General features: G+C 50.8%; 19 protein-coding genes and 1 pseudogene. 8 read left to right on the top strand and 12 right to left on the bottom strand.

Annotated features, from left to right (window positions below):
- Positions 1-18: 18 nt before the first annotated feature.
- The 3 genes from RC73_RS00520 to RC73_RS00510 are packed head-to-tail and all read right to left on the bottom strand — an operon-like array spanning position 19 to position 3670.
- The gene (locus RC73_RS00520; protein WP_039032795.1) at positions 19-402 is read right to left on the bottom strand and encodes a cytochrome c3 family protein; all 384 of its coding nucleotides are present in this window, start codon (positions 400-402) and stop codon (positions 19-21) included.
- A 44-nt stretch (positions 403-446) separates the two neighbouring features.
- Positions 447-2084 (bottom strand): HAL/PAL/TAL family ammonia-lyase, encoded by a 1638-nt coding sequence (locus RC73_RS00515; RefSeq protein ID WP_039032794.1) that lies wholly within the window; start codon positions 2082-2084, stop codon positions 447-449.
- A gap of 26 nt (positions 2085-2110) precedes the next feature.
- Entirely contained in the window at positions 2111-3670 is a 1560-nt protein-coding gene (locus RC73_RS00510; RefSeq protein ID WP_039032793.1) for a flavocytochrome c, read from the bottom strand.
- Between the two features lie 168 nt (positions 3671-3838).
- Between RC73_RS00510 and RC73_RS00505 the strand changes: the two genes are divergently transcribed.
- Positions 3839-5362, top strand: coding sequence for a sigma-54-dependent Fis family transcriptional regulator (locus tag RC73_RS00505; RefSeq protein ID WP_039032792.1), 1524 nt, complete (start codon positions 3839-3841; stop codon positions 5360-5362).
- 61 nt (positions 5363-5423) lie between these two features.
- Here the strand turns inward: RC73_RS00505 and RC73_RS00500 are convergent, their stop codons facing one another.
- Both RC73_RS00500 and RC73_RS00495 read right to left on the bottom strand, forming a co-directional pair.
- Positions 5424-6179 (bottom strand): hypothetical protein, encoded by a 756-nt coding sequence (locus RC73_RS00500; RefSeq protein WP_039032791.1) that lies wholly within the window; start codon positions 6177-6179, stop codon positions 5424-5426.
- A 91-nt stretch (positions 6180-6270) separates the two neighbouring features.
- A complete protein-coding gene (locus RC73_RS00495) occupies positions 6271-7443 on the bottom strand; it encodes a porin (RefSeq protein ID WP_039032790.1) in 1173 nt (390 codons plus the stop codon).
- Positions 7444-7955: 512 nt separating this feature from the next.
- Between RC73_RS00495 and RC73_RS00490 the strand changes: the two genes are divergently transcribed.
- The gene (locus RC73_RS00490; RefSeq protein ID WP_039032789.1) at positions 7956-8147 is read left to right on the top strand and encodes a DUF4250 domain-containing protein; all 192 of its coding nucleotides are present in this window, start codon (positions 7956-7958) and stop codon (positions 8145-8147) included.
- A gap of 10 nt (positions 8148-8157) precedes the next feature.
- Here RC73_RS00490 and RC73_RS00485 read toward each other — a convergent pair whose 3' ends face one another.
- On the bottom strand, positions 8158-10194 hold the full coding sequence (locus RC73_RS00485) for a DNA topoisomerase III (protein ID WP_039032788.1): 2037 nt from the start codon (positions 10192-10194) through the stop codon (positions 8158-8160).
- Between the two features lie 318 nt (positions 10195-10512).
- Between RC73_RS00485 and RC73_RS00480 the strand changes: the two genes are divergently transcribed.
- The 5 genes from RC73_RS00480 to RC73_RS00465 all read left to right on the top strand — a co-directional run bounded on the left by RC73_RS00480 (position 10513) and on the right by RC73_RS00465 (position 14291).
- The gene (locus tag RC73_RS00480) at positions 10513-10956 is read left to right on the top strand and encodes a redoxin domain-containing protein (protein ID WP_235369932.1); all 444 of its coding nucleotides are present in this window, start codon (positions 10513-10515) and stop codon (positions 10954-10956) included.
- Positions 10953-11126 (top strand): hypothetical protein, encoded by a 174-nt coding sequence (locus RC73_RS21050; protein WP_235369931.1) that lies wholly within the window; start codon positions 10953-10955, stop codon positions 11124-11126. The genes RC73_RS00480 and RC73_RS21050 overlap by 4 nt, the downstream gene beginning before the upstream one ends.
- A 117-nt stretch (positions 11127-11243) precedes the next feature.
- Positions 11244-12107: an MBL fold metallo-hydrolase gene (locus RC73_RS00475; protein WP_039032787.1), complete on the top strand. Its 864-nt coding sequence runs from the start codon at positions 11244-11246 to the stop codon at positions 12105-12107.
- Between the two features lie 15 nt (positions 12108-12122).
- The gene (locus tag RC73_RS00470; RefSeq protein ID WP_039032786.1) at positions 12123-12533 is read left to right on the top strand and encodes a TIGR01244 family sulfur transferase; all 411 of its coding nucleotides are present in this window, start codon (positions 12123-12125) and stop codon (positions 12531-12533) included.
- A 33-nt stretch (positions 12534-12566) separates the two neighbouring features.
- Entirely contained in the window at positions 12567-14291 is a 1725-nt protein-coding gene (locus RC73_RS00465) for a SulP family inorganic anion transporter (RefSeq protein WP_039032785.1), read from the top strand.
- A gap of 147 nt (positions 14292-14438) precedes the next feature.
- Here the strand turns inward: RC73_RS00465 and RC73_RS00460 are convergent, their stop codons facing one another.
- From RC73_RS00460 to RC73_RS21345, 5 genes and pseudogenes are all read right to left on the bottom strand, one after another.
- Positions 14439-16388: an acyltransferase family protein gene (locus RC73_RS00460; protein WP_039032784.1), complete on the bottom strand. Its 1950-nt coding sequence runs from the start codon at positions 16386-16388 to the stop codon at positions 14439-14441.
- A 367-nt stretch (positions 16389-16755) separates the two neighbouring features.
- Positions 16756-18348: an ABC-F family ATPase gene (locus tag RC73_RS00455; protein ID WP_025009796.1), complete on the bottom strand. Its 1593-nt coding sequence runs from the start codon at positions 18346-18348 to the stop codon at positions 16756-16758.
- 204 nt (positions 18349-18552) lie between these two features.
- On the bottom strand, positions 18553-18939 hold the full coding sequence (locus tag RC73_RS00450; protein WP_052247896.1) for a hypothetical protein: 387 nt from the start codon (positions 18937-18939) through the stop codon (positions 18553-18555).
- A 283-nt stretch (positions 18940-19222) separates the two neighbouring features.
- Positions 19223-21427 (bottom strand): heavy metal translocating P-type ATPase, encoded by a 2205-nt coding sequence (locus RC73_RS00445; RefSeq protein ID WP_276529997.1) that lies wholly within the window; start codon positions 21425-21427, stop codon positions 19223-19225.
- Between the two features lie 192 nt (positions 21428-21619).
- Positions 21620-22273 (bottom strand): annotated as a pseudogene (locus tag RC73_RS21345) (heavy-metal-associated domain-containing protein); the annotation flags it as partial.
- Between the two features lie 190 nt (positions 22274-22463).
- On the opposite strand from RC73_RS21345, the gene RC73_RS00440 reads away from it, so the two are divergent.
- Positions 22464-22862, top strand: a complete 399-nt coding sequence (locus tag RC73_RS00440) for a MerR family DNA-binding protein (protein WP_039032783.1) — start codon at positions 22464-22466, stop codon at positions 22860-22862.
- A gap of 5 nt (positions 22863-22867) precedes the next feature.
- Here the strand turns inward: RC73_RS00440 and RC73_RS00435 are convergent, their stop codons facing one another.
- Positions 22868-24925 (bottom strand): S9 family peptidase, encoded by a 2058-nt coding sequence (locus RC73_RS00435; protein WP_052247894.1) that lies wholly within the window; start codon positions 24923-24925, stop codon positions 22868-22870.
- Positions 24926-24990 lie beyond the last annotated feature (65 nt).

The raw sequence follows: 24990 nt of genomic DNA, 5'->3' as shown, positions 1-24990 counted from the left end.
GAGACTCGAACCGCCGACTTAGCGCTTCATTGCTGGATAAGTGAACTCATGGCACTGATTGCAATAAACCTTGCTCTCTTTGTGCTCCTGATGGCAGTAAGTACATGGCAAGTCCGTGCCATAGTGCAGGCTGTCATGGGGGTTGGGTTCAACATCATGACCGGCGTTGGCCGGACGTGCAGTCTGCTTGGCAACGTCTTCAGGAGTACCGTGGCAGGCTTCACAGGCTGTCGCATCGGGAATAGTCTTGCGCTTGGCATCACCATGGCAGGCGGCGCAATCAATACGACCATTTTCAGTCGTCATGACTTCTTTATGGTAGTCCTTGATCTTCATGGCGTTGGCCGCTCCAGGCAGCATCAAGGCGCAGGCTACAAGAACAGTGGATATCATCTTCAACATCTTGGGCTTCCTGTTGCGGGGCAGTGACCTGCCCCGCTCTTCTATCAGTAGTTGGCAATAAAGTCGTGTGACGCCTGAATATCAGGAGTGAAAGGACGATCCTTGCTTACGAAAGGCACTTTCTGACGATAAGCTTCATACATGGCGCCTGTGGCTTTACCCTGCTTCAAGCTCTTATCGTGCATCTTGCGCAGATCAACAGCTTGAGTAGAGTGCAGCAGCTCCAGACCATAGATGGTGTTGGTGTTATCAACAATCTGAACCAGATTGTCAGAAGCCAGTTTCAGGTTGGTGAAAGTGTCTTCGATATTACCGGCAATCTGAACACCATCGAATGAAACCGGGCTAGCCAGTTGCTTGTTACGTACCTGCATGTCAACGAAGGCTTTCTGGATAGCACCGAAAGCATGACCATTATTTTCCGGACCGGCCAGGAAGCGGCTCAGACGGGTAAAGTGAGCATCAGACAGGTGGATAGTACGCATCACGCTGTTGTGAGACACGTGAGTCAAAGCAGTGCTCAGGTTCTGTACCGCCAGGGCGACAGGCAGAGGCTCGAAGTTGGTGGTTGGGAACACACCGCCCTTGCCTTCAACCATGTACTTGGCAACCTGAGGGAATTGGCTGTAGTCCTTGGAGGCACCCAGTACTACGGCTGGGTTATCGTCTGAGTGGTTGATCTGGATATCGATCACTTCACCCAGATCCACCAGGGCTTTCTTGGCGCTGGCCAGAGTATAGGCTGTGGTACGGTAGCTCAGAGGATCCTGCAGCGGACGCTCATCATTCAGTTGCCACAGATAGCTGCCATCCAGCTGCGCCAGAATATCCTTGGTGGTGGCCTGAATATATGGGAAAGGACGGATGTCATTGGTTTGTGGCAGGAAAGGCGCCACGTTACCGTTCAAACCTTCAAGGCTCAAACCGAATACGGTTGGAGACACTTCCAGCAGATGCTTGGCATCCTGATAGCCCTTCATTGCATAGGCTACAGCCACTGCGTTGTTGGACAGGATAGACAGGGCATCTTTACCCATAGGCTCCAGCAGAGGAATACCGGCATCGGCCATGGCTTCACGGCTGCTTACGCGCTTGCCCTTGTAGAACACTTCCCACTCACCAATCATCGCCAGACCGACGTGAGAAGCCAGCAGGATGTCGGCTTCACCCACAGTACCCTGTGAAGGAATGACAGGAGTAATACCCTTGTTCAGGTAGGCTTCGTAAAGGTCGGCAACCACAGGCTGAACCCCGGTTTGACCGGCCAAAATGGTGTTCAGACGCACGGCCAGAGCCACACGGGTCAGACGTACAGGCATTGGCTCGCCAACACCGGCACTGTGAGCGCGCAATGTGCTGTAGTTGAAGCTGCGGGAAGCATCCATAACAGCGGCACTCAGTTTACCGTTGGCATCAAACAGCTTGTGGTCTTTGTTCAAGCCCACACCTACAGTCAGACCATAAACCGGCTTACCCAGACGCGCAGCTTCCATCAACAGCTCGTGCGCCTTAACCAGTTTGGTACGGGCCTGAGAGGCTACTTTGACTTTGGCGCCATCGGCAATGGCCCAGGCTTGTTCCTGAGTCATATGCTTGCCATCCAGAACCACTTGTTCCATTGCCAGAGCACTGCCTGACATCAGGCCCAGCGTCAGCGACGCCAGCATTAGAGATTTGTTCATCATCTTACTCCTTATTATTGAATTTGTTACGCTTGTTTCAGTGCAACCGGCTTGGCAGCAGCACAATTACGGCCGGCGTTACGGCCAGTAACAATACCTTCAGCCACGGCGCAAGCACCTAGACGGCTGGCACCGTGAATACCGCCGGTGGATTCGCCGGCCGCATACAAGCCTGCAATCGGCTGGTTACTGACCAGATGCAGAACTTCAGAATTGGTATTAACCTTGACACCACCCATGCAGTAGTGAACTTTCGGCCACATACGCACTGCGTACCATGGGCCCTTGTCCAGCACTATGGCTTCCTGCATTGGTCGACCAAACTCTTTGTCATCACCGCTCTTGACCGCTTCGTTCCAACGGGCCACCTGCGCCTTGAGCTTGTCGGCCGGCATACCATAAGCCTTGGCCAGCTCATCCAAGGTATCGGCCTTGGTGATCACCTTGTACTTGATGCCCCAATCCAAAGTTTGGGCATTCTTGGCGCCTTCGGCATTGGTAAAGCCAATGGGATACACAGGGTTGTTGTGCTCATCTCTGCGGGTCATGATGGCATCGGCACGCGCCTTACGGTCGGCCAACTCATTAAAGAAACGCTCACCGGTGCGCACATCCACTACTATGCCGTGAGGATAAGTGGCAATGGTGTTGAACTGGGATGCAGTTCCAAAACCTTTCTCATCGGGTGATGCCCACGGACCCAATTGGATTTGATCCAGATGGATAGGGTTGGCACCCAGAAGCATCATCTGCTTCAGTGCTTCAGATGTGGCACCCGGATGGTTGGTTGAGTCCAGGTCATTGTTCAGCTCAGGCAGCTGCATCATGCGATATTCGATATCCCGACCAAAGCCGCCGGTCGCCATGATCACCCCTTTGCGGGCACCTATGGTGCGTATCTTACCTGTCCGCTCCCTTGGGAAATAATAACCTTCACGAACCTCGACCCCGATCACGCGGCCTTCATCATCTCGGATAAAAGATTCGAGCTTGGTTTGATTTTTCATGATCACGCCTTTGGCGCGGGCAGCCTTGACCAGCGGACGTATGATACCGGCGCCGGAGCTTTCAACTGTCTGCAGTACCCGCTGCACACTGTGACCACCGAAATGCTGTACGAAAGGCTTCCACTTGACGCCATAATCTATCAGCCACTGGCAAGATTCCGCCGTGCCGTTACATACCAGCTTGAGCATCTCAACATCATTCATGCCTCGACCTGCGCGCAACATGTCGGCGACCATGGCATCAACTGAATCTTCAATACCGGCCTGCTTTTGCAACGGAGAACCGGCAACCGCCATGGCACCACCGTTAATGGTTGAGTTGCCGCCAAAAACAGGCATCTTGTCGATAACCATTACGCTGACGCCGGCTTCCCGGGCCTGCAGCGCCGCAGCCATACCGGCAAAGCCACTGCCGACTACCAATACGTCTACCAGTTCATCAAAGGATTCCGGCGCCTGTTCGCGGCACTGGGCCATGGCACCATTGCTGACAGCCATCCCCACCCCGGTCACTGCCAGAGCGGCGCCGCCTTTGAGCAACTGACGACGACTACTGTCTATTTTCTGTTTTTCTGTCATGTACTTATTTTCCTTTCATGCAGGGAAAGAACTTCAGTCAACCAGTTGCACCGGCCATGCCAACTAACCAAAAAGAGGTGCTCAGGGGGAGATTTATGATTACGGCCACAGAATCACGAAATATAAAGATCTACAATCACGAAACTTCGCGGTTTATTTGAAATATCAATGGAAAAACACTTTTATTACGAGTGTACCAGGCGGCTCTGCAGTAGCCTGCAGTTGGAAACCTCGCTTAAGCACTACTTCGACTATGTACGTGACTCAGTGCCACTCGACGGCCTATTCATTAACATTTATCGAAAAGAATTCAATGAAATACAATTTATCGCCCAGGCAAGCGAAACGCAGGCAAGTACCCTCGATATCCAGGTATCCCTCCCTGAGGGACTGGCCAAAACACTGGAAGATCCCGATAGGCCCAGGGTGAGGATTGTTAACGACATTGATCATGATCCCGTGACATCCCAGGCTGCCCCTAAGGTGATCCCCGGGATCCGCTCACTGATCATTTTACGTATGTCGATGGAAGATACCCATTTGGGCATAGTAGGCTTTTACTCCAAGAGCGTCGGCACTTTCCGTCCCCGCCACGCAGATATGCTGGCGCCGCAGATGAGTACCTTTGCCCTGATCACCGCCCTCAATCTCAGAGGTCGTAATCTGCTGCTGGAAAATCAGGCGCTGGCAAAACAAAACGTTAGCCTCAAACGCACTCTTGATGTACAAAACGGTGTGGTCGGTGCCAATTCAGGGCTAAAGCAGGTGATGCAACAGGTGCAATCCATCGCCCACCTCAACACCACAGTATTGATGCTGGGGGAAACCGGTTGCGGTAAAGAAGTGATCGCCAACGCCATTCATGAACTCTCGGCCAGAGTCGGCAAACCCTTTGTCAAAGTCAACTGCGGCGCCATTCCTGAAACCCTGATCGACTCTGAGTTGTTCGGCTATGAAAAAGGCGCCTTTACCGGCGCCGAGTCGCGCAAGGCCGGTTACTTTGAACAAGCCAATGGCGGCACCATCTTCCTCGATGAGATTGGTGAACTGCCACTCTCGGCTCAGGTGAGATTGCTCAGGGTACTGCAAAACAGCACCATCACCAGGGTCGGCGGCCATGAACAGGTGCATTTGGATATCAGGGTGATTGCCGCGACTCACAGACACCTGCAAGCCATGGTGCATCAGGGGGATTTTCGCGAGGATCTCTGGTACCGACTGGCAGTATTCCCGATTGATATCCCTTCTCTGCGCCAACGAAGGACAGATATTCCGCTATTGGTGCAGCATTTCATTGAACAGCTGAGCGCCCGATTCCAGTTGCTCAAACTCCCCTGCATCCGCCCTGAGCAGTTGGCCATTCTCAGCCAGTACAATTGGCCCGGTAATGTCCGGGAGCTGATCAATGTGCTGGAGCGGGCCATCATTCAAAACCCGGCCGGACCACTGGACTTCAGTTTCCTGGCGCCGCAAACCGAAGCCGTGGCCACTGCCAGCGGCCAGACCATAGTGGTCGACCCCAGTCATGCGGGCAATCAACTGGTACCATTGGAAACCATGACCCGTAAATACATAGAGCACGCCCTTAAAGTGACCGGCGGCAAACTCTACGGCCCCGGCGGCGCTGCCGAGCTGTTGGATATCAACCCCAATACGCTGCGCAGCAAAATGAAAAAACTGGGAATTGTGTAATCGACAACTCAAAAATAATAAGGCCGAAAGTCATCTCTTTCGGCCTTATTGGTTTAATAGATCAAAATGCGTAATTGACGGCAACACTGTATTCCAAACCATCGTTGGGCGCAGTGCCCCAACTTTGGTAATGCGTCAACTGCAGTTTCAGGTTCAGATCTTTGACTAATGAACCGGAGATCGCTGCAAACAACTGATGCCCATAATCGTCGTCATAACCAAATACCGCCGCATGCTCGCGGTCACGCCCAAAAGCCGCAGTATAATCCAGGTTTAATTTCCAGCCCTTGGGAAACACTGGCAAGTCGTAATAACTGTTGCCATTGAGCACCACGCCGGATAACCCTGAGTAATCCCTGTCGGTCAGATTGGACTGGCTTACGCTATAGTGCCCCGCCAGCCCCAGATTAAAACGCAGCGAGCCGTAATCAAAATGCTGTTTTAATCCCAAATAGAAATTATCTTCGGTCAAATGTTTATGAGTACCGAGAAAATTTTGTAACCATAAGGCGGTACGCTCTTCATTAAGGCGATAATGCCAAATGGTCAAAGATTTAAATGCAACCCGTTTATCGGCGACGGCTTTAGCCGGGTTCTCCACCTTCAATAGTTGATAAAAGGTGTTATGTTCATCACGATTAAAATAGCTCAAAGCCACAAAAGGTTGGTTGAAAGCGCCGCGATTGTCGCTACGGGTATCCCCGGAAAACCCCAGGTAACCAATTTCCACACGAGTAGATGCCGCGGCGGCACCAGTCTCTCCCAATGCCAACAAGCTAAATAATGCCGTTAACCACAGACCTTTACTCACTGTCATAGTTTCGCTTGTTCTCCTTTCGAATCAAGGCAACAAAAGTGAAAAAAAGGCCACCCTAAGGTGGCCTGTGCAGGGAAATACTGGGAGCCCCTTAGAAGAAGTAACGGATACCTACCGCATAGTTGTTGTCCTGCAGATCTTCCCAGGACTTGTCATCCATGCTGCTGAAGTCAATCTTGGCTTCGGCATACATCACAGTGTCACGGCTGTAACGGTAGTGCAGACCCAGAACTGCAAATTGGCGGGTCCAGTCGCCTTGGATGGCGGTGTTGGCATCAGTATCCAGATCCTGATAGCTCAACAGGAATGAAGGAACAAAGCCGTTGTCATACTGGTAAGCAACGATGAATTCTCCACCGGTAGAATCGTACAGGTTGCCACCAACCAGTTCGTTTTGCTTGCTCTTGTGAGCGTTGAAGCCAACGTACAGACCATCTGCTTCGCGGCCTGGAGCATACTGGTAGAAGCTGCCGTACTGGGCACCGATACCGACGATCTGGTTGGTATCATCAACGGCGACACCGGCCAGGTTGCCTTCAAAGTCACCACGGTTGAAACCGGCCAACACCTTGAACTTATCGGTTACATAGTAAGTCACGCTGGCACCATAGCTGGAGTCAAAGCTCAGCTCAGAGCCATCATTGAGCGCCACGCCGTTTTCGTCAAACAGGGCAACATCGTCATTTTGCTTGGAAGCGTACTGCAGGGCGATATGCAATTTACCGAAGAAGGTGTTGCGATACTGGAAGGCAGCATCGGCGCGACCGGCACCAGTCAGGCCGCCGTCACCAAAGGTGTAGGCACCCACAGACCAACCAGTGAAGGCATCCAGGATATCTGTGGTATAAGCCACATCATAATATGCCCCCCACTGCTTACCGAAAGTCAGAGTCCCCCACTTGTCGTGAGCCATACCCACATAACCCAAGCGGTTGAACAAGAAGTCACTGTTCTTCTCGGCACGCATCTGACCACCGCCCTGGCCTTGGGTGTAGATCAGGCCGTCATCACTGGTCACCATGTTGATGCCCCACTCAGTGTGGGCAAAGGCGCGCCAGCCATTGCGTTCCTGACGATCAAAACGGAAACCTACGCGAGAGAAATTATCGATAACAGAGGTTTCATGACCATCATTGAAGGCAGCAAAACCCAGCCAGCCGATCATGTTTACACTGTTGGTCTGATCTTTATACAGCTCCACAGCCTGGGAAGCGCCACTCGCCAGCATAGCCGGGATCACAAGTGCCAGGATCTTCTTGTTCATATTCATTACCCTTTTATAAGTAAAACGCGTTTAATACGCTGATTTATTAGACATATTTATATGTGTTACTCGAGGGCTGCAGTTTGCGTGCCAGCTGTAAAAAAGCCAATTCCAGCCCCTGGTTTCCTGCGCTGGATCGACAAATCGTGAAATATCGTGATTGGAAAGCGTTAAATGCCGTGAGAAGAATTAAATATCGTTGTAACAAGCGAACTGTTTCTGCAGCAAAAGGAATGCATGCGTATCGACAAGGGCAGAATCAAATACCTTGATAACAAACATTAACAGATTGATTTTTAAACAATTATATTGAATTTAGTTAAAGTGTTTGCGAATATTTGATCTAGCAGGAACCGGTAAAAAGATTGATAAAACCGCCTGGAACAGAAAATAAAATTACTTTATTAAGATGTTGATTTTTTTAAAACTTTAAATACACTCAGGTGAGATTTGCAACCCAAGCCAACTCTATTGCATTATGGTGCAGTCAATAGCTGACACTTGGAGGGAATATGGAAAGCCTGCAACATCTGCCCGCCGAAATACTGTTGGGCATAGTCAATGAGAAACTGAGGCTAAGTTGCCCGGACAAAGATGCACTTTATTACGAGCTTGACCTGTCACCTACCCTGCTCGAGCATAAGCTCAGGGCGCTGGGATACGAGTACCATCCCCTGTCCAACCAATACCGACGCTTGACATAATCGCCAGTCCTCAGGAAGTTGCGGACTGGGCTTTGGTTTTGCTCTTGGTCGCTGAGCGATAGTTGCGCTTGGCGGTGCCAGTCTTAACGCCAGTGCCCTTCTTGATGCTTGCGCCCTTGGAGGCACCGGCCTTAGCGGCATAAGCGCCCCCTCGGCGTTTACGTCCTTTGAAGCCTGTACTTTTCACGCCGCTCAAGGCCGTAGGCAGTTGTGCCTTGGCCTGCTCAATAAGCTCGCCCAATTTAGCCGTCAAGGGCTGCATAAAAGCCTGATATTTAAGTTCACGGCGACAAATCGCATCCAGGCTACTTTCCCACAGCGCCGTCATATCCGGCGTGGTGGCCACTTCGGGCAGGCTTTGAATAAGCCCGCTGCCGGCCTCGGTAGCCAAAATACTCTTGCCCTGACGTTTCAAAAAGCCACGTTTAAACAAGAGTTCAATGATCCCGGCGCGGGTTGCTTCTGTCCCCAGCCCATCGGTTTCCTTGAGAATTTTGCGGATCTCAGTGTCTTTCACATAGCGGCTTATGCCTGTCATCGCCGCCAGCAGTGTGGCATCGGTAAAATGCTTGGGCGCCTGGGTCATCTTCTCCACTAATTCACCCTTGAGGCAATCCAGCATCTGCCCCTGAGTCAGCTCAGGCAAAACAGTTTGAATATCTTCCGCTTCATCGTCGGCTTTTTGTTTGCCAAACAATTGCTTCCAACCCTGTTTTAATGGCTGTTTGGCCTTAGCCACGAAGCAACCTCCGGCAATGTCGATCACAACGCGGGTTTCAAGGTATTCATAATTGGGGTAAAACTGCGCCAAATACTGACGGGCAATCTGCAAATACACCTGACGCTCACGCTGTGACAACACACCGAGGTTAGCCGTCTTTTCCGTAGGCACTATTGCATGATGGGCATCTACCTTGGCATCGTTCCAGGCCTTGGACTTAAGGGCGGGATTAGGCGCTTCACAGCCTTGCAGCAGCTCTGCTGCCCCTTGGGTAATAGCATTCAAGACTACCGGGGCCAGCTGTAACTGCGCCTTGGGCAAATGGCGGCTATCGGATCGCGGATAGGTTATCAATTTATGCCGTTCATACAGAGACTGCGCCGTATCCAGCACCTCTTTGGCGCTCATGCCGAAGCGTTTGGCACAATCAATCTGCAGCGCCGATAGACTATAGAGCAAAGGCGGCGCCTGGTGTCTTTGCTTGCGCTCCAGCTCATCTACCCGGCCGGGTTGGCCGGTGATCCTGCCGACTACATTCATTGCCAAACCGCGGGAGAGCACCCGCCCCTCCTCATCCATCCAAGGTTGACAGGCCTCACTGGGCTGCCAGCGGGCGCTGAAACAGCTGCCCTCTTGGGTGCTAAGATGGGCCAGCACTTCATAAAAAGGTTTGGGCACAAAGGCGGCGATTTCCTGATCGCGCCGGACAACCAAACCAAGCACAGGAGTTTGCACCCGACCGACCGAAAGCACGCCCTGATAGCCCACCTTGCGCCCCTGCAGGGTATAGGCACGGGTCATATTCATGCCGTAGAGCCAATCTGCTCGGCTGCGTGCCAGTGCCGAAGTCGACAATGGCACAAACTCGCGGTTGCTGCGCATCTGTCCCAGGGCGCGTTTTACCGCCTGCGGGTTGAGGTCGCTTATCAACAAGCGTTTGACCGCCGCCAGCTTATCGCCCTTGACCCCAAGGTGAGCAATCACTTCATCTACCAACAACTGTCCTTCCCGATCCGGATCGCCGGCATTGACCAGCTCACTGGCCTGCTTGACCAATTTACGCAAGACACTAAGTTGCCCGCGACTGCTGGCTTTGGGTTTAACCTGCCAATCGGACGGGACAATAGGCAGATGCTCCAACTGCCAGGACTTGTAGGCGGGATCGTAGGCATCCGGCTCAACTTGCTCCAGCAGATGACCTATACACCAGGAAACACAATCACCATTGCCAAGCTCGATATAGCCCTCATGTTTGCGATGGGGTTTAGGGAGCACCTCGGCGATGGCGCGCCCAAGGCTGGGCTTTTCGGCGATATAGAGGATCATCCACTGCGTCCTTTGACTGTCACTGAACAGTATTACTGGATAAAATTACAGTGATTTTAGCCAAGTCAGCTTGAGGCTGCAAATTATCCTTCATATGCTTCCCTATGGTAACTCCGGAGCCGTAGTTCTTGGTTTGAAGCCGCGCTGTTTAACGCAACTTTGCTCCGATACTTATTATCTGAATTCCTGCTTCCCTAATCGCTATACCCTCTCGGACTAATTGAGAATTTCTATTTGTACTTAGTAGCGAATGCTATTATAGTATATCCATTAGAAAAATCTTATTGACAAAATCCTGATGCAAGTAAGAAACGCTATATGACTGAACAGACAACTGTAGTTGCGATGCCAGGTCTAAATGAAGCAGCTCCGCCTTTCACCGCAAAAACCACCCCGGGTACGCTTAGCCTGGAAGACTCCAAAGGTAAATGGTTGGTTCTTTTCTCTGATCCGGCAGACTTTACCCCGGTATGTACCACTGAATTTATGGCGTTTACTCAGGCAAGTGCAGATTTTACAGCTCTTAATTGTGAACCGATGGGGCTGTCTATCGAAGGTATTCATGCACACATCGCATGGGCTCGTAGCATTAAAGATAACTTGGGTGTTGAAATTAACTTCCCGATTATTGCTGACCTAAATATAAAATTGCTGGTGCTTACGGCATGGTTCAGCCAGGTGCGAGTAATACTTCTGCGGTTCGTGCCACTTTTGTTATCGACCCTGAAGCCGTACTCCGCGCAATGCTTTACTACCCAATGAGCAATGGCCGTTCTGTGGCAGAAATTTTAGGTCTAGCTGAAGCACTACAAACTAGCGATGCAAACGTATGTGCAACTCCAGAAAGCTGGATCCCAGGCAATGAAGTGATTGTTCCACCACCGGCAACCACTCAAGAAGCCGAAGTACTTAAAGTTCAAGGTTATAACTAGGTTGACTGGTGCTTCAGTAAAAAAGCTGTAATCCGCAAACCATGCGAGTTGCTATGTAAACGGATGCTATCCGGCCCACGTGACGTTAATCATCTTTTATGGAATCAAGGAGGAAATATGACCCCCAGCGTTTACGAATTTTTCGATCCGAAAACATTCACCTACAGCTATGTAGTCGTAGATCCAAACAGCCAGCAATGTGCCGTTATCGATTCGGTACTAGACTACGACCCCGCTTCAGGCAGGACTTCTTACGAAACAGCAGATAAACTGATTGAGTTTGTAACGAAAAGTGGCTTAAAGGTCGAGTGGATCCTTGAAACTCATGTTCATGCTGATCATCTAAGTGCGGCCCCCTATATCAAGCAGAAACTTGGTGGCGAACTGGGTATTGGTGAAAAAATCACTGTGATACAAGATACGTTCGGCAAGCTATTTAATGCCGGTAGTGATTTCGCGATGGACGGCAGTCAGTTTGATCATTTGTTTGCCGATCAAGAGACTTTTACTCTTGGTAATATTGAAGCGCACGCAATTCATACTCCGGGCCACACTCCTGCCTGTATGGCTTATGTGATTGGTAACTGCGTATTTGTTGGCGACACTTTATTTATGCCCGATTACGGCACCGCCCGTTGCGATTTCCCCGGAGGAGATGCAGCAACCCTCTATCGCTCAATTCAGAAATTGTTCGCTCTGCCTGATGAAACACGCGTCTTTATGTGTCATGACTACAAAGCACCAAATCGCGAAGAGTACCTGTTTGAAACTACGATTGGTGATGAACGCCTATACAATATTCACGTCAAACAGAATATTTCTGAGCAGCAATTTGTTGAGATGCGCAGAGGACGTGATGCCACACTGAATATGCCAACCCTGATTTTGCCTTCGGTTCAGGTCAATATGCGTGCCGGAGAGTTACCACCGGAAGAAGATAATGGTGTGCGCTATCTGAAAATACCATTGAATAAAGTCTGAAACTGAGTTGCGATTATGCTAATACCAATCTATTTAACGGAATCAATTACCGTTTCACCACAAATTTTACCCAGCGACATACCACGTCTGGCATCAATGGGATTTAAGTCGATCATCAATAACCGTCCAGATGGGGAAGAAAATGATCAGCCCCTGAATAGAGAAATTGAACGACTGGCTAAAGAACAGGGGATGACCTATTTTCACCTGCCGGTTATTTCCGGAAATATTACTCAGGATCAGGGAAAGCAGTTTGGTCAGTTCTTTATGCACGCCCCTAAACCTATTTTGGCTTTCTGTCGCACGGGAACACGTTGCAGCGCACTCTGGTCGATGAGCTGCACCGAATTGGGTTCATTTGATCGACGTATTGCCCAAGCTACCAAAATGGGTTTTGATCTTAGTTGGGTTAAGCAACCCGATTAACCGAATTCACACATTGGTTAGGATAGCCAAAGCATGAAAAATTCTTGGTTAGAATGGTTGCCGATATCATCTTGGTTGCCTGATTATTCGCGTCATGACGCCACGAAAGATGGCTTAGCTGCTATTATCGTGACTTTGATGCTTATCCCACAAAGCCTTGCATACGCGATGGTTGCTGGTCTGCCCCCCGTTGTTGGTCTGTACGCCAGTATCCTGCCGCTGATTGTTTATACTATGCTTGGCACCAGTAAAACACTGGCCGTGGGCCCGGTAGCGGTGATCTCGCTAATGACCGCAGAGGCCATTGCTCCACTGTTTGAAACTGGTAGCCAGGGTTATATCACCGCCGCTGCAACCTTGGCATTTCTTTCCGGTATCGTGCTATTGCTGATGTCGGTACTAAGACTGGGATTTCTGACCACATTTTTAAGCCATCCGGTGCTTTCTGGCTTTATGACTGCTTCTGGTATTCTTATCTCTATTGGCCAGCTTAAACATATTTTTGGCTTGCCACTGCATGGGGAAAATGTGCTGCAGCGCGTGGCTAATCTGATTCTTGCGTTACCCCAAACTAATCTCTATACCCTGATGATTGGGGCATTCAGTTTGATTGCCCTTATCTATGCACGCAAAAGCCTCAAACCCAATTTAATCAAACTAGGACTTTCATCAGAACTGGCAGGTCATGCAATCAAACTGGCTCCTGTGATAGTGATGATATTGAGTATTGTGCTAGTAGCCCTATTTGATCTGGACAAAAAAGGCGTCAGCGTAGTTGGCCAGATCCCAAGCGGTTTGCCTAGCTTTTCACTGCCTTCGCTCGACCTCGCACTAATCGGAGACCTGCTTCCAGCCTCAATTCTGCTGAGTGTTATCGGTTTCGTCGAGTCAGCTTCAGTTGGGCAGACATTAGCGGCGAAACGTCGCCAGAGAATTGAGCCGAATCAGGAGCTGATTGCCTTAAGTGGTGCCAACATCGCATCAGCTATTAATGGGGGATTTCCAGTTACAGGTGGTCTGTCGCGCTCAGTCGTTAATTATGATGCTGGCGCTGAAACGCCAATGGCGGGGACATTTACCGCAATTGGAATCGGCATTACCGTACTTTACTTCACCCCGCTGTTTACCTATTTGCCACATGCGGTGTTAGCGGCAACTATTATCGTTGCTGTATCGGCACTGATTGATGTGCAAGCCATTATCCATACCTGGAAAAGTGCCAAGAGTGATGCCATCGCCATGTTTCTCACCATTATCGGTGTACTGGCATTTAATGTTGAGATTGGCGTATTAGCGGGACTGGCTACATCTCTAGCGCTATTTCTATGGCGCACCAGTCGGCCACATATTGCAGTGGTTGGTTTAATCGAGGGAAGCCAACATTTTCGCAACATTCTTCGTTTTAATGTAATCCAAAGTAAAACGGTACTCAGCCTGCGGATTGACGAAAGCTTATATTTTGCCAATGCTCGTTATCTGGAAGATCAGATAATGGAATATTTGCAACAGTATCCTAAAACCCAACATCTGGTATTGATGTTATCCGGGGTAAACACAGTCGATGCCAGTGCGCTGGAAAGCTTGACGTTAATTCACGACCGCCTGAAAGATTCCGATATTCAACTACACTTATCAGAAGTTAAAGGCCCGGTCATGGATAATATTAAAAAATCGGACTTCTTTGAACACTTCAAAGGCAAAGTTTATATTAGTCAGTATGAAGCGATAATTGATCTGGATAGTTCGATAGTTCACTAACTTATTAGCTTAAAAAATACTGCAAACCTCTAATGCCGAACAGTTCCATTATTATATCAAAAAGGGGATTACATCTATCCGATGTAATCCCCCAAGCTCATATGAGCACTACCATGTATACTAGGAACAATGCGAAAATTAGTCTTACTATTGAAATAAAGGTTTAAACATGGGTGTTAAAAACTTATTCCCATATTCACTCAAGTGGTTAGTATCATAATACAGAGAAAGTCCATCCTTACTTCCCATACAACGCCCATTAACGCAAAGGTAAGGCAATGGATTAAGCACTTTAGCACCACAAGCGGCCGCAGCTTTATCCTGTGCTTGCCAAATCAGGGTATGACGTTGCATATAATCTTGATCAGTAATAAAAACATCTTGTAACCCATTGTTAAACATTAAGTTACGATAAACAGTAGTTGGTACATCAACATCCATTTCAGGCAACGGACGAACCAGGTATACCGGACGATATTGACTTAATTGACACACAGTTTCGATCTGTTTCATCACAAAGTCTTTATATACCTCGTCACTAGTCTGTTCAGGATTATCACCAAAGTAGATCACTGGTCTATTTTGGAATTTGTGCCGTTCGTTATAACCAAAAACACTACCTGTTAATCGAGAAATTAAAATTACAGGTATATCACTGGTGGTAGATAAGGTATCAAGCACATGTTGATTAAACAGATCACATTGTGATTTAGGTATATGACTCTTGGCTCCAATTAGGGTTGAGCAGCCATTATAGGTCATCTCCACAACACTTCCTTTGTCTTCAGCAGCTAATACCACACTCGATATCACCGCATTGGCATGGCTATCGCCAACAACCACAGCTTGTACTTTTCCTGTGCCATGTATACAGCTAGATTCGGGAATATCTCGTCCAGGTCCAAGAAGACATTCATTTAATCTAGGGTTACGATCAAATGACCCTTGACTTGCTTTTTCAACTTTTTTAGGTAACCGTCCTTCAACCTCTAAATGTCGTGCGGTTACTGCTAATAACTCAACCAATAATAAAACGCAAAATAATACCCATGTAGCCTTTTTAAAGCTAAGTTGACCTAGGTAATAACTAGAGCGAGTTTCAATAAATCGATACGATAGTTCTCCGAATGCAAACGTAAGCAAGATACCAGCAACAATCCAAGTAGGATTATTTTGCTCCCCCGCATAAGCAAGAAACACGACAATAGGCCAGTGCCATAAATAAAGTGAATAAGAAATCAATCCCACACGTGCGATAAGTGGATTAGCAGTCAAAGGAGACTCTTGACGGTTGGCAGCTAACACCAATACAGCCCCAAGCACCGGCACTAAAGCATATCCTCCAGGCCATGGCGTTGCCTCATTAAAACCGAAGATAGCCATTAGAATTAACGTAAACCCGAGCAACTCTATGACTTTACTGGCCATCTGTCCCAGTTGCTTATGTCTCATCACCCACCAAATAAGTCCACCTGTTACCATCTCCCATGCCCTAAAAGGTAAAAGATAGAATGCCGCACTAGGGTTAGTCTCCACGGCATACACAGACAACATAAAGGAAACCAGCGCAATAGCTAACAAAGAGAGTAATACAGCTTGTTTACCGCGCCAGCGCCAAGCCAACATCAATACCAGTGGCAACAATAAATAAAACTGCCACTCAACTGACAGCGACCAAGAATGAAGCAACCATTTTTCATAAGATGCCGCATCGAAATAACCAGCCTCACTGTAAAGCTTATGATTAGAAATGAATAAAGCCGCACCAACAATATGAGTACCTAATTTTTGATAATCGATCGTTGACAACCAAAACCAACCGAAAACCAATAATGCTACACATAATACGGCCAATACGGGAAAAATTCGTTTGGCTCTTGCAAACATAAAACGGCTATAGGAGAAACTGTTACTTTCTAAGCCTGTCACTATTATTTTTGTCATTAACAGACCCGAAATAACAAAAAAAATATCGACTCCTACAAACCCTCCAGCAAATCCTAGCACCTTAAAATGAAATAAAATAACTGCAACAACAGCCCAAGCTCTTAGTCCGTTAATGTCATAACGAAACTTTTTAGGCAATACAACCGACATATATAAGCATTTCCTACAACACGCCCTTTGAGGCAAGAAAGCCAGCAATTGTATACCTAAACCTTGGCTAACGGCAGCGACTCATATTGAACTATTGGAAATCAACGCAAAAAAAGACAACTCAAGTGAATAGATTATATAGTTCACACAATATTGTTGCGGTATTACTAGTTAAGGAAGGCAATGGTCGCAGATTTTTGATCTGCACCAGCAATATGGCCACAGTCAGAAGCTTGACTCCTCGGAAGAATAAGTCAGCGCGCCTCTGATCCAAGCCTTTAAAAAAACAGCAAGGCCGGTTCAATGAACCGGCCTTGTTTATTGTGATTTTTTTACTTGGTGTTAAACCAAGCTCGCCATAAAAGACTTAGGCTTCAATGCCTTTGCTGGCCAGGAACTCATCATAAGTGCCCTTGAAGTCGCTCACGCCATCAGCGCTTATCTCTATGATACGGTTGGCCAGAGATGACACGAAGGCGCGGTCATGGCTGACAAACAGCAAGGTGCCTTCATAGAGCTCGAGGGCGTTGTTCAGCGACTCAATCGATTCCATATCCAGGTGGTTGGTTGGTTCGTCCATCACCAGAATATTGGGCTTTTGCAGCATCAGCTTGCCAAACAGCATACGACCCTGCTCACCACCGGACAGTACCTTGACAGATTTCTTGATGTCGTCGGCGCTGAACAGCATACGGCCCAGCACTGAACGCACCGCCTGATCGTCATCGCCTTCCAGACGCCACTGACCCATCCAGTCGAACAGGTTCATATCATTTTCAAAGTCGCTGGCATGATCCTGGGCGTAGTAGCCGATACGATGGTTTTCAGACCATTGAATGGTACCACTCTTTTGTGGCAACTCGTGGATCAGAGTACGCAGCAAGGTGGTCTTACCCACACCGTTTTCACCCAGAATAGCGATACGCTCGCCCACTTCTGCGATAAAGTTCACATCCTTGAACAGCAGCTCATCGTAACCATTGCTCATGTTCTCAACAATCAAAGCGTTACGGAACAGTTTCTTCTCCTGCTCGAAACGAATGTAGGGGTTAACCCGGCTGGAGGCCTTGATCTCATCCAGCTTGATCTTGTCGATTTGACGGGCACGGGATGTGGCCTGCTTGGCCTTGGAAGCGTTGGCAGAGAAGCGCGCCACGAAGGTTTGCAGCTCGGCAATCTGTGCCTTCTTCTTGGCGTTTTCAGCCACCAGGCGCTCGCGGGCCTGTGAGGCGGCTGTCATGTATTCATCATAGTTGCCCGGATAGACCCGCAGCTCACCATAGTCCAGATCCGCCATATGGGTACAGACAGAGTTGAGGAAGTATCTGTCGTGGGAAATGATGATCATGGTGCTGTTACGCTGGTTAAGCATCTCCTGCAGCCAGCGAATGGTATCGATATCCAAGTTGTTGGTCGGTTCGTCGAGCAGCAATACATCGGGATCAGAGAACAAGGCCTGTGCCAGCAGCACCCTGAGTTTCCAACCCGGTGCCACTTCACTCATAGGGCCAAAATGTTGCTCCAGCGGAATACCCACCCCGAGCAGTAACTCACCGGCGCGGCTTTCTGCGGTATAACCGTCCATTTCGGCAAACTGCATCTCAAGATCGGCCACTTTAATGCCGTCTTCTTCGCTCATTTCCGGTAAGGAGTAGATGCGATCGCGCTCCTGCTTCACCGCCCACAGCTCTTTGTGGCCCATGATCACTGTGTCGATAACGCTGTGCTCTTCATAGGCGAACTGATCCTGGTTCAGCTTACCCAGACGCTCGTTGGGATCCAGCGAAACATTACCCGAGGTTGGCTCCAACTCACCGGAAAGGATCTTCATAAAAGTAGACTTACCGCAGCCATTGGCGCCGATAAGGCCGTATCTGTTGCCTTCGCCGAATTTAACCGAGATGTTTTCAAACAGCGGCTTGGCGCCAAACTGCATGGTGATGTTAGCTGTCGTTATCACTGTATGATTCCAAAATATCCAGATGCGGGACCGGGCTATGTAAAGCCGCGTCCAAGAGCCCAAGGCCTATGATTGGCCGGGTAAATAAAGCCGGGCACTATAACATTCCTGCGTGAATTATCAACCAAACTCGCGGTCGATCATCGAGATAAAAAAGTGCAACCAGCTGTTTATAAAAGACTTTAAAAATCTTCTGCAAGCAGATTAAAAATCCAGATCGCGGCCACACACCAAGGTAGTTTCCGTCTTGTTTGTTGCAAAAGTGCTGTAACAGCCAAGTTCGGGGCGCAAAATATCCGCCGGCAAGGCATATCCCGGCTCACCATTGATAGTGATGCTCTCGCTGTCCTCGGTGTAATCCGTGCTCAGCGTGGTGCCATCGGCCAACTGCCAGCGACTGAGAAATGAGTGCACATTGGCACAAACCGTGATTTCACACTCCAGGGTCTTTTGGCTGTCGCCCTTGATCACTATGCACTGAGTGCTTTTCACGCCGCAGCCCGCCTGAGCAGGTACAGAGACGGCACTAAGCAGTAAGGCGCCGCCTAGCAGACTCAGCTTAGCTGCCGCGGTGAATTTTCTGGATTGCATTTTCCGGCTCCTTCCCCATTCCTTTTCTCCTTTCCCATTTCTTTTCTTATTCCCTGTTGTCCTTGCTGTGACTCGCTTGGCCCGCGATATCCAGCCCCAAGCTTATATTGACCAAAGGCTCTTTAGACTAAAGGCTCTAACTGGCTAAGGCCGTGACCGCAGGCTCTCTTTTCGGCAGGCATTATTGCTGAGCAAAGGCAAACCCCTTATTTAAACAGGAAAAACAAGGCGATAAAACAAGAAAAAGCCGGGGCAATTTCCCCGGCTCGAACGCTGAAAAAGCTTAATCCAAAGACTGACGCCGCAAGCGGTTGGCGTTGGTCACCACAGTCAAGGAAGACAGCGCCATTGCCGCGCCGGCCACCACAGGGCTCAGCAAGATCCCTGTCAGCGGGTACAGCACCCCGGCAGCAATCGGGATCCCCAGAGTGTTATAGATAAAGGCGCCGAACAGGTTCTGCTTGATGTTGCCAAGCGTCGCCCGCGACAGGGCAAATGCCCCGGCCAAGCTGCCCAGCCTTGGGTTAAGCAAGGTCAGGTCGGCGCTCTCTATGGCAATCTCTGTGCCCGAGCCCATGGCAATGCCGACATCGGCGGCCATCAGCGCCGGGGCGTCATTGATCCCATCACCGACCATGGCCACCACTTCACCCTGCGCTTGAAACTTACTGACCCAGGATTGCTTTTCATCCGGTAACACCCCGGCGATGACTTCCTCTATCCCCACCTGACGCGCCACGGCTTCGGCGGTGACCTGGTTATCACCACTGAGCAATACCAAGCGCTTGCCCTGGGCCTTGAGCGCGGCCATGGCTTCTTTGGCATCGGCTTTGATTGGATCACTGATCCCCACCAGCGCCAGCAGCTGATTATCTCGGGCCACCAGCACCTGGGTGTGTCCAAGCGCCGCCCCCTGCTCCAGCCTTGCCTGATGCGCCTCGGTCAGCCTAATGCCCAGTGCGTCCATTAGCTTGCTGTTGCCGACCGCCCACTGCCGGCCTTCAAACTGACCCAGCAGACCTTGCCCCTGACGATAGTCAAACCCCTGCGGTTCACTCAGCACAACCTCTTTGGCTTTGGCGGCATCCAGCAGCGCCGCCGCCAAGGGGTGGCCTGAGTGTTGCTCAAGGCTCGCCACGGCACGCAGCAGCTCGCGCTCATCAAAGGCATCATCGAAAATATCCACCTGAGTGACGGCGGGCTTACCTTCTGTGATGGTGCCGGTTTTATCCAGCACCACACAGCTGACCTTGCTGGCGGTTTGCAGCGCCTCACCGTTTTTCACCAACACCCCCATGGAAGCGGCGCGGCCGACAGATACCATGATGGACATAGGCGTCGCCAGCCCCAAGGCGCAAGGACAGGCGATAATCAGTACACTGGTCAGCACCACCAGCGCATGGGACAGCGCGGGCTCAGGACCGGCAAAATACCAGATGATGGCCGCCAGCAGCGCAATAACCACCACCACAGGCACAAACACGGCGGCTATCTTGTCTGTCAATCGCCCTATGGGCATCTTGGAGGTCTGGGCCTCCTGAACCAGGGCGATAATCTTCGCCAGGCGGGTATCGGCAGGCCCGGCAGTAACTTGGTAAATAAGGCTGCCGTTACCATTAACTGTGCCGGCGCTCAGACTGTCGCCCACGGATTTAGCCACAGGAATGGGTTCGCCTGTGAGCATGGACTCATCGAGCAACGAATTGCCTGAAAGCACTTCACCGTCGAGCGCCACTCTGTCACCCGGGCGCAGTCTCAGCTTGTCACCCACCACCAGCGCCGCTATGGCCACGGTTTCATCGCCGTTTTCGGTGATCTTGATAGCCGTATTGCTCTGCAGGCCAATAAGCTTCTGCACCGCTTCACTGGTCTTGCCGCGGGCTCTCAGCTCCAGCGCATGCCCAAGGTTAATCAAGCCAAGGATCATCACACTGGCCTCAAAGTACACATGACGGGTGCCGTCGGGGAAAAAGCCGGGAATAAGCACCACCAGCATGGAGTAAAGCCAGGCCGTGCCCGTACCCAAGGCGATCAACGTATCCATATTGGCACTCTTGGCCTTGAGTGAGCGCCACATACCACTGAAGAAATGCCCCCCTGTGGTGACCAGCAACAACAAGGTCAGCAGCCCCATGGCGCCCCAGATAAGTTGGCTTTGGCTATCGTGGATCATCATGTCACCACCGGCCAGGCCCCAGATCATCAAGGGGATCCCCAGCCCAAGACCGGCAATGGCCTGTCTGATCCGGGTGCGATATTCCCTGGCATCATGCTCGGCCTTGTCGGCCATGGCACTGGCGGCGTCGGTTATTGGCTCGGCGCGATACCCGGCCGAGAGCAGCAGCGCAACGGCTTCAGCCACAGGCAGCCCAGCGGCTACGCTCACCTGCTTGTCGGCCAAGTTGACTCTGGCCTCGACCTCTTTGGCGGCAAAGGCTTTTTCTATCTTGGCCACGCAGCTGGCGCAGCTCATATCCGGCACAAACAGTAGTGTGGGGTTGGCAGGATAAGCCGTGGCGGCCTTGTGCTTGACGGCTTTATCGGCATGGTTGCCAGTTTCAGCTTCAGTTGTAGTTGCGGCCACTGCCGGTTTCGAAGCGTCAGCCTGAGCTTCTGTTTCAGTCTCGGTATCAGCCTCGGTATGCTCATCGCGCCAAGGCTCGGCGGTAAACCCGGCGGCCTTTAACAGTTCGGTCAACTCGGCGGCGGTTTTATGGCTTTTCAGTGCAAGCTGTTTCTGGTTCAGATTGACCGTCACCTCAGCTTCATCGCTGAGCGCCTTACGAATACTGGCCTCACAATGGCCACAGGTCATATCGCCAACATAAAAGCGGAAGTTTTCCGGCTCACTTGTATTGCCAGGCGCAAGCGTTTGCGGGGTAAAGCCTGCGCCGGTTATCAATTCGGCCAGTTCGGCCGCGCTCTTGTGACTTTTCACCCGTAGCTGTTTGTCTTTAAGGTCGACTTCTACCTCAAGCTCATCAGCCAGCGCCTTGCGAAGCTTACTCTCACAGTGGCCGCAGTTCATATCGGCAACATGGAAGTTAAAGCTGGCAGGGGTTTCAAGGCTGGGTTCAGGGCTGGGCTCTTGCGCGCTGTCACCGGCACCGGGAGCAGCAATCTTGGCCTGCTCGGCGTCATAACCTGCGTCTTTCAGCCTCGCCAGCGCCGCGGCGGGGGTAAGCTCAGCGCCCGGGGCGAATGTCAGCGTCAACGACTTATCTGCCACCTCGGTAGCGGCTTCTACGCCGGTATCATCGGCGAACAGGGCCTTTATCTTGCGGGCGCAGCCGCCGCACTTCATATTCGCTATGGTGAATTGTATCTGGTCCATTGGAAACTCCCATCAGTGCCCCTCGCAAGCGAGGCTGGCTCAACACTGAGATAAAGGTTAAAGTCTCCAGTAACGGGAGAGTCAAGCCCGGATAATTATCCATAACAGAAAAGGTGCACTGACTCTCAACAATGCGCTTGCGGCGCGACAAAATAGCCCACAAGAGTCCCAACACGGCAGGAGTTCAGCGATGAAAATAGGCGAAGTGGCCAAGGCAACAGGTCTGAGTATCAAGAGTATCCGCTATTACCATGACATAGGCTTGGTTGAGGCCCACAGAGGCGACAATGGGTATCGAGTGTATCGGGCGGCTGAAATCGAGGCGCTCAAGTTTTTGCAGCACTGCCGCGAGCTGGGCTTTACCTTGGATGAATGCCGGGATCTGTTGCAACTGAAACACAATCCCAAGCGCTGCGCCGAGGATGTCAAACGTCTGGCCAAAGGGCACCTGCAGGCGTTGGAAGACAAAATGGCCAGACTGGCGTCGCTGCATGCCCAACTGAGCGAACTGGTATCCCAGTGCCGCGGCGGCAATCAGTCTGAATGCGCCATCATAGATGGCCTGTCCAGCGAAACCAAACAGGCCTGAAGCTATCACTCAACTTGTTGTCCGGGCCGCGCCAAGGCTGCGGCATTGTCCAGCTTCAGTGCCGGTAGTGTGCCCGCCGGGGTGAAATCAAACACCATACCATAGAACACCAGCTCTGATTCCAACGCCAGTATCTTGTTGTGAGGCTGGCGGAAGCCATGTCCTTCTCCCTCTATGCCGATAAATGCTGTGGGCACCCCCTTGTCTTTCAGCGCCTTGTAGATATGCTGCGACTGACTCGGTGGCACCACCTTATCTTCGAGCCCTTGCAACAGCAGCAAAGGTTCGTTGAAGCCCTGCAGGTGGTACAGGGGCGAGCGTTCACGATACACTGCCTTCATTTCCGGGTAAGGGCCTATCAGTTGATCCAGGTATCTTGACTCAAACTTATGGGTTTCCTTACCCAGCACCTCAATATCACTGATCCCGAAATAGCTCACCCCGGCCTTGAACTTATCATGGAAAGCCAAGGCTGAAAGCACGCTCAAGCCACCGGCACTACCGCCGCGAATCGCCAGTTTGTCAGCATTGACCCAGCCTTGGTCAACTAAAAAACCTGCAGCCCAGACAGCATCCTCAACATCTGCCTTGCCCCAGTTGCCATAGAGGCTCTGGCGATATTGGCGGCCAAAGCCGGTACTGCCGCGATAATTGAGTTCAAACACGGCAAAGCCGCGGCTGGTCCAGTATTGAATGGCGCTGTCGTATGCCCTATTTGCGCTGGCGGTCGGCCCACCATGCAACATCATCAAAAGAGGCGGCCGGGTATCCGGCAGAGGTTGGTAATCACCATTTACCGGCGGATAAAAATAGCCGTGAGCCTTGCCTCCCCCCTTGGTGGTGAACTCAACATTGACGGCGCGGGAGATGTATCTGGGATCCAGACCACAAATTTTAGGTGCATACACAAGTTCTGTGCCGCGGCCGGAAACCTTATAGATGCCGCGCTCTGGTGTTGGCCTACTGCCAACGAAATAAACCCCGTCGGCCCCCTGCACCACCTGTTTGATATCGGCAAAGTCAGCAGCCAGCACTTCAATAACCCCGGTCTGCAGATCCAGTCGCAGCAATCCGGCATCCCCTTCCTTGTTGAAGCTGGCTATCAGGGTATTTTCATTTTCAAAGGCGTAAGCGTGCTGCCCCAACTTCCAGGCAGGGCCGCCAATTTCAGCCTTGAGTTGGGTAACCTGTTCGATATCGCCTTTGCCATCAAGCCGATAGAGGTTCCACCAGTTGTCATAGTCGGCAATAAAGTAGAGCACGCCGTTTGGGCTAAACAGGGGTTGCATCAGTGCGCCCTTGCGCTCGGGTGCGATTTGGCGAATGTTAGTCAACTGCCCCTTGCGATTGAGATCCCCAAGCCACAACTGAGTATTATCCCAAGGCATGTTGGGATGTTCCCAGGTGATCCAGGCAAGCTGAGTATTGTCGGCATTGATTGCCGGAGAACTGATAAAGTCGTGCCCATCGACAAAGATATCCCCTTCACCGGAGAAATTCAGGTTAATGGTCACCAAACTGGCCTTGGGCTCACCCGGTTGGCGATGATCTTCCCGAACACAAATAATCCGTGAGCCCTTGGGGTAAGAGATACATTCCCCGTGACGGGTGCCATTGGGAGTCAGAGCCAGCGCCTCCTGATTCGGCGCTATCCGGTAAAACAGCTGATCCTGCCCCTTGGTGACAAACAGGCTCTGACCTATACCGAGAAAATCGCCACCGCCATACTCGTGAACGCGACTGCCAACACCAAAGGCCGGTGCCACCACACTGGTAATGCTGCCATCTTTTTCAAGACGCTTTATCCCCACCTTGCCGCCTTCGGCCGGGCTGGATTCCGAGAAATAAATCGCATCACCGACACTCTGCAGCTCACCTATTGCCGAGGCACTGCCGTAGACTTCGGCGGCCCCCAAAGGCGAGGCCCAGCTGCCATAAGCGGCGCTAATCCTCTGCTCATTGTCGGCAGGCGCTTGTTGCTCCTGCGCAGGTTGACCGCAACCCTGCAGCACGAACACCATCAGCGCTACGGCCAAAATTTGCTTTCCGGGATTGAAAATCATGGTTTCGTTTCCCCCCAACACCCACCCTCAGGCAGATTGAAACTACTACAACTTAAGTCTTGTGT

Origin of the sequence: Shewanella sp. ECSMB14102, assembly GCF_000813075.1 — a bacterium.
GTDB lineage: Bacteria > Pseudomonadota > Gammaproteobacteria > Enterobacterales > Shewanellaceae > Shewanella > Shewanella indica.
Note: the sequence above shows the minus strand (reverse complement) of the source record. Positions and strands in the feature narration are given on the sequence as shown.